Source organism: Moraxella sp. CTOTU47579 (genome assembly GCF_032004885.1).
Classification (GTDB): Bacteria; Pseudomonadota; Gammaproteobacteria; order Pseudomonadales; family Moraxellaceae; genus Faucicola; species Faucicola tetraodonis.
In genome coordinates, this window is the sequence record NZ_DALZOJ010000011.1 from 37,542 (window position 1) to 52,422 (window position 14,881).

Here is a 14,881-nt window from a genome sequence, read left to right on the forward strand (position 1 = left end):
TTGGAAGATGTATGAAATTCTCAGCGTCGCAATCGAGCGAGTCGAATATTCCCCCTGCTGCTAACGCGTCTCAGATGTCGGTAGCAACTGCCCCGATCAAGGCATTAATTATCACGGTAGTCATTGCCATTTTATTATTGGCTATCAATATGCGCGCGCCCATTATTGGGTTTGGTGCGGTAGCAAAACTGGTTCAGCAAGATTTGGGGTTAACGACCAAAACCATTGGTTTGATTGGTACGATTCCTGTCATGGCATTTGCATCGAGTTCGTTTGTTGCGCCTATGCTGTCACGGCGGATTGGCTTAGAAAACACCATGATTTTGGCAACCAGTTTGCTTGCTATCGGTATTTTTGTGCGGGTGGCGCATCCGCAATTAGGATTTTTGCTAGCGGGTACGGTGCTGCTATCGTTGGCGATTTCACTCGGCAATGTATTAATCCCGGCCGTCATCAAAAAATACACCCCCAATCACATTGGGCTTGTGATGGGAAGCTATTCGATGTTTTTGTCGGTGTTTGCTGGCTTTGCGTCAGGCATTGCGATGTGGCTTGTCAGCTTGTCCAATTGGCAATTTGCACTGGGGGTATGGGGCTGGGTCTCTGTGGCAGCGGTAGCGGCTTGGCTAATGGTCGCCCATTTGCGGCTTCGGCAAAAAATTAGCAGCCATGATGCTCAAGTCATTAATCAAGCGGTTGCCGAAGCAGGACAACTAAGCCGAAAATCAGTCTGGAAAATCCCGATGGCATGGTGGATTAGTGCGTTTATGGGTTTGCAATCACTAATTTATTATACGCTCGCCAGTTTTTTACCGTCGTTACTCATTGATAAAGGGCTGAGCAAAGCGCAAGCAGGCAACGTGGGCATGGTGTTTCAATTGGTCGCTTTTCCTTCGATTTTACTGTTGACTAAATGGGTCTCTAGCCAGTGGAATTTACGCACGTTAGCGTTGCTTGCCGCAGTGGGAAATTTGGTGGGCGTGTTTGGCTTTGGGTTTTTGCCCTTACAAGGCTGGGTATGGGTTTGGAGTATTGCATCAGGCTTTGGATGTGGGGTGATTTTCACCTTATGTATGATGATTTTTACCTTAAAATCAAAAGATAGCCAACAAGCCGCTGAACTGTCGGGAATGGCACAAACCGTGGGTTATAGCATCGCGATAACCGGTCCGATTGTGACAGGGTGGCTTAAAGACTTGAGTCATACTTGGACGTTATCGATGGGGTTTTTAACCATTTTAATGGCGCTTAATTGTGTGTTTAGTTGGTTGGCAACGCAAAACAAAGCGATTGAATAGCGAGGAAAAATTCGTAATAACCTTGCGCGTTTTACCCCGTATTTTTATGTTAAAGGCTTGTGTATCTTTCAGCTAAATTGAGTAAAAAATCCTGTTTATTGCCAGCTTTTTATCTATACTGTGAGCGTCATTACCAATGCAATTAAATAACTGCAATAGTGTTGGTAATGCTCTGTTTTATCCTTAACAACTATATAGCCAATCTTGGTAGCCAATCATAAGATAACGTTGTCTAGTCAAGATTAGCCATCTTATAAAATTAGCCACAAAAAAAATCATCAGAGGAAAATAACATGTCAAACGATAAACGTATTTCAGACGCAATGGAACAAGCGCTAAACAAGCAAATGATGGAAGAAGCCACACAAGCGCAAGCATATATTGCGCTCGGTAGCTGGGCGGAAGTGAACAATTACCCAGGCATTGCAGATTTTTTCTACAAGCATTCCGCTGAAGAACGTAACCATATGTTCAAATTTTTAGCCTATATCAATGAGCGTGGTGGCGAAGCTAAAATTGAAGCAATTCCTGCACCGCGTGATAATCCTGTCAGTCTTGAAACCTGTATCGAAGACGTTTGGCAACATGAGTTAGAAAATTCAAAAAAAATCTATGCACTTGTGGACCAAGCCATGGCAGAGCGCGATTGGGCAACGTTTAATTTCTTACAATGGTTTGTCAAAGAACAAATCGAAGAAGAAGCGTTAATCAATAATCTACGTGATAAATTTGCCTTGGCATCAAAAGATAAGGCGGATAATCAAAGCTTCTATGAGTTGGATAAAGACATGGCATCAGCCTCTCAAGAAGGTGATTTGCCGCGTGAAAAATCGGTGGAATAATTTTTGCCTGCATAAAAAAAGCTGAGAATCAATCTCAGCTTTTTTTGTATTTCATTATTATTTAATTTCAGTTTTTACTTCAGTGTGAGCTTAGCTTTGTGAATTAACTTTTTAAACTAACGTCACTGGCATCGACTGGCAATTGATTGGGTTTTAACGCCACAGGCTGTGATACCAAAGCGGCTTTAAATACTTCATCAATCGTTTCTACTGGCTGGATGCTTAAGCCTTGTTTGACATTGTCAGGAATATCAACCAAGTCACGCTCATTGGATTTTGGAATCAACACGTGTTTGATACCGCCACGATGCGCTGCAAGCAGTTTTTCCTTCAAGCCACCGATACGTAACACTTTGCCGCGCAAGGTAACTTCACCCGTCATGGCAATATCGGGGCGAATAGCAATACCCGTCATCGCAGAGGCTAACGCAAGCGTTAACGCAATACCGGCAGATGGACCGTCTTTGGGAGTCGCACCTTCTGGCATATGCACGTGGATATCTGTGCCTTTGAGCTTATCATAGCTGACGCCTAAGCTATCAGCACGGGCACGAACTACCGTCATCGCCGCACGAATCGACTCTTTCATCACATCGCCTAGTGAACCTGTAAAACTCAGTTCACCTTTACCCTGCACGGCAACCGCTTCAATGGTCAACAGCTCACCACCGACTTGGGTCCAAGCCAAACCTGTGACGCGACCGACTTCAGGTTCTTGCTCCGCCAAGCCATAATCGAATTGGTATACACCCAAGTAATCAGCGACATTTGAACTATCGACCGTTAATTTGTGTGCCGCGGTTTTATCTTCCGCTTTGTCTTTGCCCGATGATTCAACGTTTTGTTTCACCACTTTGCGGGCGATTTTGTTGATTTCACGTTCAAGGTTACGCACACCTGCTTCACGGGTATAGCGTTGTACAATTGCTTTGAGTGCCTCATCGGTGATATCAATTTCAGTATCACTTAAGCCATTTTGCTGAATCGCTTTTGGTACTAAGTATTTATCGGCGATGCTGATTTTTTCATCTTCGGTATAACCTGGCAGACGAATCACTTCCATACGGTCAAGTAACGCAGGCGGGATATCCATACTATTGGCGGTACAGATAAACATCACTTGTGATAAGTCTAAATCCATATCCAAGTAGTGATCGTTAAAGCTATGATTCTGCGATGGATCTAACACTTCAAGCAGCGCTGAAGCAGGGTCACCACGAAAATCTTGCGCCATTTTATCGATTTCATCGAGTAAGAATAGCGGATTTTTTACGCCCACTTTTGAAAGTGATTGTACGATTTTACCTGGCATAGCACCGATATAGGTACGTCGGTGCCCACGAATTTCGGCTTCATCTCGCACGCCGCCCAATGCCATACGGATAAACTCACGACCTGTCGCACGGGCAATGGACTCACCTAAAGAAGTTTTACCCACCCCAGGCGGACCTACTAAGCAAAGAATCGGACCTTTTAAGGTATCCACGCGAGATTGCACTGCCAAAAACTCCAAGATGCGGTCTTTCACGTCTTGTAAACCATAATGGTCAGTGTCAAGCACGTCATGGGCTCTATTGAGGTCGATTGAGACATCACTGGTTTTGTTCCAAGGGGTGTCTAAAATCCACTCGACATAGTTGCGCACGACCGATGACTCAGAAGAGGCAGCAGGCATGGTTTTGAGTTTACGAAACTCATTTTCTGCTTTTTTACGCACCGCTTCTGGCAAATCGGCTTCCGCTAAACGTTTTTCTAGCTCAGCAATGTCGTCATCGTCATAATTTTCACCACGTTCTTCATGAAGGTCAGAAAGCTCAGATTTTATCGCTTTCATTTTTTCATTTAAGAAATACTCGCGCTGGTTGTTTTCCATCTGGCGACGGACCGCTTCTTGTAATTCTTGCTCGATATTGTGCTCGGCACTTTGCTGAATCAAATAGTCTGACAACTCTTTGATATGCGCAGTCAAATCATCGACTTCCAAAAAGTTTTGTTTAATCGATAAATTGAGTGAGACACGCGTCGCAATGAAATATACCAACTCTTCAAGTTGGGTGATACGCTCAGCCACACGAATTAACTCGCGTGAGTTACGTAGGCGGTTTTCGGCATATTTACTAAACAAAGCAACTAACGCTTCTTTGTGCGATTTTTGCGTTTTAGCGCTCATATTCACGGTGATAGGCGCTTTTTCAAAATCGGCCAGTAATACCGCTTCTTCCTCATCGGTGTCTTGGATATCGACCAATTTGGCACGGTAAAGACCTTCAATCAGCACTTTGATGCAATTTTCGTCATTTTCATGTGGCATGGTATTGACGACACGGCACACCGTACCATATTCGAATAGATTGCTGGCATCAATGTCTTCAGATAGTGAGTCTTTTTGTGCCACCACCAATACTTTATTGTCAAATTCATTTTGCGCAAGCTCGACTGCTTTGACTGAGGGCGTACGACCCACAAATAAAGCAATTTGCATTTGTGGATACACCACAACGTCACGTAAAGCTAACAATGGTAGCGTAGTGAATTCTTGCGACTCAGATGATTCTGGATTTGTCATTAAAACATCATCTTGCATATACTATGTCCCCTTAAATAACACAACAAGCAACTGACCATTTGTGAGCAAATGATGGCTTGCTGATAGACTTAAAAATATAAATGGCGTCAATGCAAAAAATTGCAAGGCTGGTCACACAAAGGGGAAAAAAACGACCAGCCAAGGGCAATAAATTGGTAACAAAGCGCTGAAAATAACCACCGCAATCGTGCACTGAGCCTAATGCCGCTGTAATATTGATTTATATTTATCTAATTTTTTAGGCTAGTTGATACGTGTTCAATTTATGCATGTCTAGCTTATACGTATCTAAAAGTCGTCCAAGTCTTCAGAATTCACTCGGGTAAAGGCATCAGCTTGGGTTAAAAGTTGCGTTAATCTAGCGGGATTCATGACACTGGCAATTTCTGAATTGCTTAATTCACCGCTTGATGGGTATAAGGGTTGATGGACTTGGCTAGTGTCGGTATGGGTATCGCTATCAATATTAATCTCAATATCAGCGTCATTGTCGGTTACGGAAGGTGAGGTCATCACCACATGTTGAAACAGGGAGTTGTCATTTTTTTGCATGGGATTGTTCCACCAAATAGCGTCGGAATATCCATAGGTTACTCGGCGTGATAAGGGCATCAAGCGTGATATCCCAAGGATTAGCATTTAATTTTTCAACCAATTGAAAATCATAAGCCCAGCCAATTTTAAGCGGTTTGTTTTTAGCCTTGGCTAAGGTGCGGTCATAGTAACCGCCACCCATCCCCATACGATTGCCAATTTTATCCGCTGCCACTAACGGCATAAACAATACATCAAGCGCCGCGACGTTAAGCATTTTTCCTTTCTCAGGTTGGCGCATACCCAGTGGGTGTTTGGGTAGGCGAGATTGTCGCCAAGTTTTTTGGCTAAATTGGATAAATACCAGCGGCTGATGTTTGCCGGTGACGACAGGTAAATAAATACGATAACCGCGCTGTCTCGCCCAATCCATCAGCGGTTGGGTAGGCATCTCCCCAAAGGCATCGGCAAAAATCCCGATCTTGACGTTTTTGCCAGTTAAAGCAGGATGCTGTAGTCGATTTAAACTTCGTCGTGCTTGATAAGCGACGCGATTACGGTGGCGCCTGGATAAGCGTAGACGTTGTTGACGTAACTGTTTACGCAAGTGATGAGAATTCATAGATTCATAGCGATGATGTAATGGTTATAGATTATAGTTAAGCCATTGATAATAAAGCATGATAATAAATCAAAATCAAAAAAAAGCCAAATGGCTGATTTGGCTGATTAGGTTTAGTTGCTTAGCTATTTCTTTACTTATTTATTTGCTTAAACACCCAAATATCCTACCGCTAGTGTATAACCCATAACAAGTGTCCACTAATTATTATTACCTGTTATGCCACTACCTTTGAAATCGTTGAAAAATAAAGCATTTTTGCGGCCTGTAACACTGAATTTTAGTAGCCCTACGGACTCAAACTTAACCAGCAGCGCCTGTAAAAGATGATATGATTGCTGATAACGAGGATGACGGTTTATGTATACGTCTTTAAATTTTTATCTCAAGTCCAATTACCAAAGTTTGACTTGTAAGTTAGCTAGTTTGTAGTTTATGTTGCATTTTTTTTAAATTGCCGTGTTAATAACTTAGGAAAAATTAATGGATGCACTCAGTATGTTGCTTGAAGATATACATTTGTATCAAACTCAGTATCACTATATACACGCCACTGGGGAGTGGTCGTTTGAGTTAGATAAAAAAGATTGTATCGTGTTTTATTTGATTACCACAGGTGGGATCAGTATTAAGGTCGATGATGTATATCGCAACGCACACGCGCGCGATGTGGTCATGGTGCCAGGCGGCAAAAAACACCTTGTTTGTGGTGTGGGGCAATCGGATATCCCATCAATTGACATTGCCCCGTTATTAAGCAACCAGACTGTTGAAACTATCAACTTGGGTAACCCTGCGATTTCTAGCCAAGGTGATGAACCAGCGCAAACAACCGAAATGGTCGCAATTGTGTGCCATTACGATCGAGAAATTACGCGCCCGTTACTCAGCGCTTTACCAGAAATTTTGCCAGAAAGCGAATCAAACGATGAGCAAAAAATGATTATGCTTGATTTGGGGGTCAAATTTTTGGCATTAGAGTCTGAGCAGAACCGACTTGGCAAAATGACCATTATCAATCGTATCGCCAGTATTTTGATGATTGAGTGTGTACGCAACTATATCGAGGATTTGCCCGAAGCGACAGATAATTGGCTAAAAGCTGTGAAAGACCCTTACCTTGCCAAGGCGTTGGCAGTCATGCATGATCGACCTGAGACCAATTGGACCATTCATAAGTTAGCTGAAGTCGCCGGAATGTCACGCAGTAGTTTTGCCGAGCATTTTCGTGAAGTGGTAGGGGTGCCGCCGTTAACTTATTTAACGGACTATCGACTTCGTCTTGCCGCGCGGTATTTGCGGCTACAAGAAAATAGCATTAGCCGTATCAGTGAGTTAGTGGGTTATGCCTCCGATAGTACCTTTAGCCAAGCATTCAAACGCGTCTATAAAATGTCACCACGAAAATATCGCCAGTCGTTTCGAACCGATGATGTGCATTTTGCTGATAGCTTGAGCGAGGAATAAGTCGGTAGTCGAGAACCCTGAGTAACCACAAAAAAGTAGGTTTGCTGCGGTTTTGTGGTTATTGCCACTTTTATAGCAAGCTTTATGTCTTATAGCGAATTTTATTGCAACTAAGAATGCCCAGTCTATTTTCATAGCAATATCTGTTAGGTTATGTCGATAGGGGTATGATATAGTGACAAGCACTGTCCCATATTTTATCAGCTGCGATTGCCAACATGGAAACTTCAACTACCAAAGGTCAACCTGTCGAAGCACATGGCTTGCACATCAAGCCCAATCCAGAAGACCCTGCGATAGACCATCGTGGTGTTAACCCAATGGATGTTACCAGTCAATACACCGCCGTGTTTCATGCACAAGAAAATGCGGTGACCCAGTATTTTGAGCACTCCCAACCCCACCAACTGTTATTTTATATCTCCAGTAAAAAATCCCAGTTTATTGAAACTAAAAAACTGCAAGTCGCCAAATATTTGAACATGCGCGATAATGTTGGGCTGATGCAACTGCAGCATTTGTTCAATAATTTACATATTGTTGATGATTTAGTGATGTCGATTAGCCATCATTTACCGCCGCAGCGACCGATTGGTTGGCAGATTGTCAGCCAAAGCAAAAATTTAATGAACTTACCAACCATAGGCTTGCTGCCATCATCCGCTGAATTTCGCGGTCTTGAACATAGTTTGGCGGCGACCGTGATTCAGTTTTTGGGTGTGGCATGCTATCACAATGACCGGGGTTATTTTGTTGGTCATATTTTAGGTTATTTATTTAGTTGTTATTATTTTGCCCATCTCGGTGTCAACTATTCAGTCACCCCATTAAAAGAGGCGGCGATTCCCAATTACCCTTACCAAGTCATCAATGTGGCAGAATTGGTGAGACTATTGCAATCACTCGATGAGTCACTCAAAGCGCAAGTTTATCAATTAGCCATCTATTGTGCGCAAATCAGTGAATACGCCGTTGACAAACGAATCGAAAAAATGCTGATTACTGAGGTCAATAGCTTTAACAAACAAGACTTGCGCGATGAGCTATCGGTGTTGGTACAATATGATTCCAATGAAAACGAGTCTTTATTTCAGCCTATTAAGCCTTTAAAATAACGCTAATTTTACCCGTTGGGAACTCACATGCCCGCATTTCAGTACAAAGCCATGGATACCCAAGGCAAGTCACACCAAGGTATTCTTGAAGGCGATTCTGCTAGGCTAATCCGCCAACAACTGCGTGATAAAAATTTACTGCCTGTCGAAGTCTCACCTGTACAAAAAACCGATGTCAGTCGCAACCGATTGTGGCAAAAAGGGGTGGGCGCGTATGATTTGGCATTAATCACCCGCCAATTGTCGGTGTTGTTGGCAGCGTCGATACCGATTGAACAAGCGTTGCAAGCGATTGCTAGACAAAGCGAAAAACCGCATGTCAAAGCGTTGATGCATGGCGTGCGTGCCAAAGTATTGGAAGGCTATAGCCTAGCGAGCGCGCTACAAGACTCGGGTAATTTTCCAGCGATTTATATTGCCACCATTGCCGCAGGTGAGCGCTCAGGGCATTTGGATTTGATTTTAAACCAGTTAGCCGATTACACCGAAAATCGCTTTGCCATGCAAAAAAAGGTACAAGGCGCGATGGTGTATCCGATAATTTTGCTGCTCATGGCGGTGGCAGTGGTGGTGGGCTTGATGAGTTTTGTCGTGCCAAAAATTGTCAAAGTGTTTGAACAATCCGAGCAAGCGCTGCCATGGATCACCCAAGTAGTGTTGGCATTGTCTAATCTCTTAACCCAATGGTGGTGGCTGATATTAGGCGGGCTAATCGGTGCGGTGTTTTTATTTGTGAAGTTTATTAAAACGGCGGCAGGCAAAGCCGCTTTTGACCAATTTGTCTTGCGGTTGCCGGTGTTTGGTAAATTATCGCGAAATCTGAATGCCTCACGTTTTGCCAGTACGTTAGCGATTTTGGTACGCTCAGGGGTGCCATTGGTGGAAGCACTAGCCATCGGCGCGGCAGTCACCACCAATACCCATATCAAACATACCATCGTGAACGCCACAGAAAAAGTCACCGAAGGCGCAAGCCTATCAAGCCAGCTTGAGCGCAGTAATTATTTTCCGCCGATGATGGTACAGATGATTAAAAGCGGCGAGAACTCAGGCGAGCTTGATGACATGCTGACGCGTGCAGCAGCGATGCAGCAAAATGAAGCCACCAATATGATTAGCACGCTATTGTCGCTACTTGAGCCGCTGATGTTGGTACTGATGGGGGTGATTGTCATGACCATTGTGATGGCAGTGATGCTACCGATTATTAATATGAATGATTTGGCAGGGTAAACCCTAAAACCGCCAAATAATTAATCGCTAAATAATTAATGGCTAAATCATCCGACAAAATTAACCAAATCGGTATGCAAATTGTCAAAAAAGCCGTGTAAAATCCTAACACCTTATCAAAAGCGCTAAAAATCTAAAAAATGGAAATTCGTATGTGTTGTGCTCATGTATCAAAAAATCGTCAAGCGGGTTTTACCTTAATTGAAGTCATGGTGGTGATTGTCATTTTGGCAATTTTGGCAGGTCTGGTGGTACCCAAAGTGGTGGGTCAAAGTGACAAAGCCCGCGTCAAAACCACCGAAACGGCTTTATCCAACACCTCAAATGCCATTGATATGTTTAAAGTGGACAATGGTCGCTATCCCACCACCCAAGAAGGCTTAGAAGCCTTAAATAAGCCACCACAAGGCGCCAAAAACTGGCCAGAGGGCGGGTATATTAAAGGCGGTTTCCCGAAAGATGGCTGGGATAATGAGCTACAATACGTTATCCCAGGTACCGAAGGCAGAACCTATGATTTATTCTCATTGGGGGCTGATGGCAAAGAAGGCGGCGAAGGACAAGACGCAGACATTTTTGCTAAGCTATAGTTTAGTGCTGTTACTGGGTTAACGAAATCAGAGTCACGCACTCTGATTTTTTTTGCTAGGTTTTTGGACAGGGATTAGCTAAAATTAGCCGTCATAGTATAATTACGTGGCTGAAAACGTATAAATCTGAAACGTATAAATCTGAAACGTATAAATTTAAAACCTATGAATTTGAAACGTATGAGAAGTTATCTTTGAAAAATCTACCCCCTATGCCCACGCCCTTATCTTGTTTTCGAACCGTGAGTCGTCATGCCTCTTTACTTGGCACGCTACTGGCTGTCACTAGCCTCACTATGCCAAGCGCGCAAGCGATTAGTTTAAGCGAGGTTTTTGGCGGCAGTGACAATCCCAGCTTGACCGTCAAAGACAAGCCGCTACCGGTACATGAGGCTTTTAAAGTCTATACTGAGCAAAAAGGGCAAGTAGTGACCATTCATGTGGATGTCAAAGCAGGCTATTATGCGTATCGGGATAAGTTAACCTTACAATTGCCTGACGGGGTAACAGCGACGCCGCTACAATTTAGTGCAGCACCGACCTACGTGGATGACCCGGATTTTGGTCGGGTGCCTGTGTTTGAACAACCCTTTACTGCCACAACCACCTTGAGCGCGGATCAAGCAATCACCTCACAACCTGCTACAGTCAAATGGCAGGGCTGTGCCAAAGTAGGGCTTTGCTATCCCCCTGAAAAGACCAAATTTGTCATCACCCAATTGGCCGCTTCCACCAAAAATGGCGCAAAAAAATCAGACGCAATGACGTCAAAAGCGGCGCAAGCCAAAGTCACCAGCACCTTGGCGACGACCAATGATACCGCCCCGACAACGACTCAGCAATCTGCTAGCTTGACCCCTGCTAAAACCGTCGATGAGGCAACTAGCCCACCGTCTGCCAAACAAACGATTTCCAGTGGCAGTACAGCCGCAGCGGGGCAGCAAGTCGCATTGACCCCAGTGACCGATGCTTCAGCCACCGATGTCTTAACCACAGCGCAGTTAACGGCATCCGCCCCTGTCGTATCTATGGCATCCTCTCAACCTGTCCAAACAACTGTCATGACTAAACCCATAGCTTCATCGGCGGCGGCAACGAGTTTGACAGCTAGCGCTAGCAATCAAGATATTTTTGGATTGACCAAGCATAGCGGTGTTGCGTTATTGCTGTTGTTTTTAGCGGGATTAGGGTTAGCTTTTACCCCTTGTGTGTTACCCATGCTGCCGATTGTAGCCAATATCGTTGCCCGTCAACATCGTCCATCTGCCAAAAAAGGGTTATTACTCACAGGTAGTTATGGTTTGGGTGTTGCCACCAGTTATGGCATTTTGGGCGCAGTGATTGCGTTATTTGGGCAATCTTTGGGGATACTAAACTGGCTACAAAACCCTGTTATTTTGCTAATTTTTGCAGGGCTATTTATCCTGCTTGGACTGTACATGTTGGATGTCATTCGCTGGCAACTGCCGCATGCGCTTCGTGTTAAGTTCCAAAAAATCAGCCAAATTGGGGCAAATCGACTCGGTAGCTTAAGTGGTAGTTATTTGACGGGCTTGTTCTCTGCGCTGGTTGTCTCCCCTTGTGTGACGGCACCCCTTGCAGGTGCGTTGGCAGGTGTGGCAGCGCTGGGTGATCCTGTGATGGGGTTTGCCGCATTGTTTTTATTGGGGCTTGGGCTATCCACACCGCTCATTTTACTGGGCGCCACCCAAGGTAATTTTATGCCAAAAGCAGGCGAGTGGATGAACTGGGTCAAAACCAGTTTTGGTTTGCTGTTATTTGGCGTCGCTTTATTGATGATAGAGCGTATATGGCTATCAAGCTGGATGCTGATGCTATGGGCGCTGTGGTTTGCTGTGATTGGCTTATGGCTGTGGCGCTGGCAGGGCAAAAAAGGTCAATTACTCACTCAAGCACTAGCATTGCTAGCATGGATTTGGTCAGCGTGTCTTGTGATAGGCACTGCCTCAGGTAGTCAAGATAGTTGGCAGCCGCTTAACAAGCTTGTGAATACTTCAGGGCAATCGGCATTCACGGCAACAAAGACCACCCAAACGATTACAATCACTAAACTGTCAGAGCTTGAACCCTTGCTTTCGCAATATCCAAAGCTAGTCGTCGATGTCACCGCAGAGTGGTGCATTGAATGTCGTATCATGGATAAAACACTTTTTGCCAACCCGCCGCAAAGTTTAGCCAGCTGGCAAGTTGTCAAACTCGATGTGACTGACAATACGGCGGATAGCCAAGCAATCTATAAAAAACTAGCCGTGTTCGGTCCGCCTGTATTGTTGTTTTACCAAAACGGTCAACTGGTAGCAAGACAAAACGGTGCAGTCAAACGCTCTGATTTTGAGCAACTTTTGTCCCAATTAAATTAACTCTAAACTCAGTTAAAGAAAATTCAGTTCAAGAAAACTCAGTTCAAGAAAACTCAGTCAAATGATTCATTGACCCATTCAACCATAAAGGTTAAATAAAAATTGAACTATCACTTAGCAAAGTCTATAGCCATCCCGTTAACTTTCGGGGTGCTAATTTTTGTCACTGGGTGTTCCCATGAAGGCAATGCCGACCAACAGCCAAGGCAAAATAAAAGCCAAAACCAAAGCGGAAATAGCCAGTTAGCAAGCCCAAATTCACCGTTAGTGGACTCAAAGTCCAATCAACAGACGGCTAAAAACTCAAGCGCTTATACTGACAAAAAACGTCAGGCAACAAATATTCAATGCAACAACGCCGTCATTAATCAAGCTTATCAAGCCAAAAATCCCAGCGTTAAACGACAGGTATTAGGGTGTGGTACGGTGATTAAAGTGCTAAAAGACGATAATGAGGGTAGCCGCCATCAAAAATTTTTGGTCAAAATTGATAACTACCCAAACATCACGGTGTTAATTGCCCATAATATTGATTTGGCACCGCGCATCGAGGGTATTCAAGCCAACAATCCCATTCGTTTTTATCCTCCGTTGCCGTAAAACCACCGACTTTAGGCGGTGGATATAAGGCAACTCATACACTATAACGCTTGCATAAATTTTGCTAAAATAATTTGCATGAAAACACTCAAGCTACGCATACGAGATAAACACACAGCAAAGCTTAACCGCCTAAGTGGTTCGGTCAATTTCGTATGGAACTACGTCAATGACTTGAGTTACAAGCACCTACAAAAAACTGGTAAATTCTTTTCAGCTTATGATTTGAACGAATACACCAAAGGTAGCGGTGAATTACTGGGGTTACACTCGCAAACCATTCAAGCCATCAATGAAACCCACGCCAAAGCTAGAAAACAATTCAAAAAAGCTAAACTATCATGGCGAACCAACAACCCAAATTCAAAACGTAAATCATTAGGTTGGCTACCATTTAAACAATCTGCCATTAAGCATATTGCCACGCACCAAACAGGCAAAAAGGGCTTAAAATCCACCTTGCAACTAAGCCTAGCCAAAGGACAAAAACTAGTCATTGACCTATGGGACAGCTACAACCTTAGCCTATACCAAATCAACACATGCGAATTGGTACAAGACAGCCGTAACCGTTGGTATGCCTGTATCACCGTCAAAGACTACCCCAAGACACAATGCGGTACAGGCAGTGTAGGCATTGACTTAGGACTTAAAGACAGTGCCACCGCCTCAAATGGCAATAAATTACAAATCAAACAAACGCTCAAATATGCTAAAGCGTTAGCCATTGCTCAAAGAGCTAAAAACAAACAACGTATCAAGGCTATCCATGCCAAAATCAAAAATACACGCCAAGACCTCATCCATAAATTCACCACCCAATTAGTCAAGGACAATGCCCTAATCGTGGTCGGTGATGTGAAAACCACCCAATTTAACAGTAAAAAAAGCAAACTCGCCAAATCGGTTTACGATGCAGGTTGGTTTGAACTCAAAAGGCAACTGACCTACAAATGCGAGAACGCAGGTTGCCGTTTTGAAATCGTGAATGAGAGATACACGACCCAGCGATGTTCGTGTTGCGGGGAAATCACCGCCAATAGTCCGAAAGGTAGAAAATCGCTTGGAATAAGAGAATGGATATGTGCTTCGTGTGGCACATGGCATGATAGAGATATCAATGCCAGTAAGAACATTCTTGCGGTCGGGCTTGACCGTCTTGTAGAAGGAATCCCCTTGCTTTAGCAAGGGGAGGAAGTCAAGGTGAATATATTTATAACAATAAAGGTGGCGTTGTACATTGGACACACCGTGACCCCGCTAGCCGTCATCAAGACGGTTGGCTTGAGTATCAAGGTCAGCAGTATCATTAGAATTACCCATACAAGCACCCATAGAAATACCAATAATTGACGAGCCAATAGTTGATTAAAACTTTACTTTACTGTTAAAAATTATTATGCATTTGTTAACTATTTTTCATCAATTTTTGCTATCATGAACGATATTTTTGTAAGAAGGTCAACCTATGTTACAACTTACGCTTTACCGCACTGCTTTATCGCTTGCTATACTAGCCACACTAACAGTTACAGCAACTACGCAGGCAAAAACTTCAACAAAAGCTTCAACAAAAGCTTCAACAAAAGCTTCAACAAAAGCTTCAACAAAA

General features: G+C 43.8%; 12 protein-coding genes and 1 pseudogene. 10 read left to right on the top strand and 3 right to left on the bottom strand.

Features of this window, described 5'->3' with window-relative positions; genetic code table 11:
- The first annotated feature begins 11 nt into the window (after window positions 1-11).
- Window positions 12-1,298: an MFS transporter gene (locus tag RTP55_RS08555; RefSeq protein WP_312385574.1), complete on the top strand. Its 1,287-nt coding sequence runs from the start codon at window positions 12-14 to the stop codon at window positions 1,296-1,298.
- A 293-nt stretch (window positions 1,299-1,591) separates the two neighbouring features.
- A complete protein-coding gene (locus RTP55_RS08560) occupies window positions 1,592-2,140 on the top strand; it encodes a ferritin (protein ID WP_060994576.1) in 549 nt (182 codons plus the stop codon).
- A gap of 103 nt (window positions 2,141-2,243) precedes the next feature.
- Here the strand turns inward: RTP55_RS08560 and lon are convergent, their stop codons facing one another.
- From lon to RTP55_RS08575, 3 genes are all read right to left on the bottom strand, one after another.
- The gene (gene lon / locus RTP55_RS08565) at window positions 2,244-4,724 is read right to left on the bottom strand and encodes an endopeptidase La (RefSeq protein WP_312385576.1); all 2,481 of its coding nucleotides are present in this window, start codon (window positions 4,722-4,724) and stop codon (window positions 2,244-2,246) included.
- A gap of 291 nt (window positions 4,725-5,015) precedes the next feature.
- Window positions 5,016-5,279, bottom strand: coding sequence for a hypothetical protein (locus RTP55_RS08570; RefSeq protein WP_312385577.1), 264 nt, complete (start codon window positions 5,277-5,279; stop codon window positions 5,016-5,018).
- Complete coding sequence (locus RTP55_RS08575; protein WP_312385578.1) at window positions 5,266-5,883, bottom strand: 5-formyltetrahydrofolate cyclo-ligase; 618 nt, start codon at window positions 5,881-5,883, stop codon at window positions 5,266-5,268. Before RTP55_RS08575 ends, RTP55_RS08570 begins: the two co-directional genes overlap by 14 nt.
- Window positions 5,884-6,366: 483 nt before the next feature.
- Here RTP55_RS08575 and RTP55_RS08580 point away from each other — a divergent pair, with 483 nt between their 5' ends.
- The 8 genes and pseudogenes from RTP55_RS08580 to RTP55_RS08615 form a co-directional block, all read left to right on the top strand.
- Entirely contained in the window at window positions 6,367-7,350 is a 984-nt protein-coding gene (locus RTP55_RS08580) for an AraC family transcriptional regulator (RefSeq protein ID WP_312116534.1), read from the top strand.
- Between the two features lie 218 nt (window positions 7,351-7,568).
- On the top strand, window positions 7,569-8,465 hold the full coding sequence (locus tag RTP55_RS08585) for a hypothetical protein (RefSeq protein WP_312385580.1): 897 nt from the start codon (window positions 7,569-7,571) through the stop codon (window positions 8,463-8,465).
- Window positions 8,466-8,492: 27 nt separating this feature from the next.
- Window positions 8,493-9,698 carry a type II secretion system inner membrane protein GspF gene (gene gspF / locus RTP55_RS08590; protein ID WP_312385582.1) on the top strand — a complete coding sequence of 402 codons (1,206 nt, stop codon included), beginning with the start codon at window positions 8,493-8,495 and terminating at the stop codon, window positions 9,696-9,698.
- A 140-nt stretch (window positions 9,699-9,838) separates the two neighbouring features.
- Window positions 9,839-10,288 carry a type II secretion system major pseudopilin GspG gene (gspG, locus tag RTP55_RS08595; RefSeq protein ID WP_203172166.1) on the top strand — a complete coding sequence of 150 codons (450 nt, stop codon included), beginning with the start codon at window positions 9,839-9,841 and terminating at the stop codon, window positions 10,286-10,288.
- A 194-nt stretch (window positions 10,289-10,482) separates the two neighbouring features.
- Window positions 10,483-12,669: a cytochrome c biogenesis protein CcdA gene (locus RTP55_RS08600; protein WP_312385583.1), complete on the top strand. Its 2,187-nt coding sequence runs from the start codon at window positions 10,483-10,485 to the stop codon at window positions 12,667-12,669.
- A 102-nt stretch (window positions 12,670-12,771) separates the two neighbouring features.
- Window positions 12,772-13,269: a DUF3465 domain-containing protein gene (locus RTP55_RS08605; protein WP_312385584.1), complete on the top strand. Its 498-nt coding sequence runs from the start codon at window positions 12,772-12,774 to the stop codon at window positions 13,267-13,269.
- Window positions 13,270-13,347: 78 nt separating this feature from the next.
- Window positions 13,348-14,454 (top strand): RNA-guided endonuclease InsQ/TnpB family protein, encoded by a 1,107-nt coding sequence (locus tag RTP55_RS08610; RefSeq protein ID WP_062331526.1) that lies wholly within the window; start codon window positions 13,348-13,350, stop codon window positions 14,452-14,454.
- A gap of 17 nt (window positions 14,455-14,471) precedes the next feature.
- A pseudogene (locus RTP55_RS08615) lies at window positions 14,472-14,582 on the top strand (DUF3465 domain-containing protein); the annotation flags it as partial.
- Window positions 14,583-14,881 lie beyond the last annotated feature (299 nt).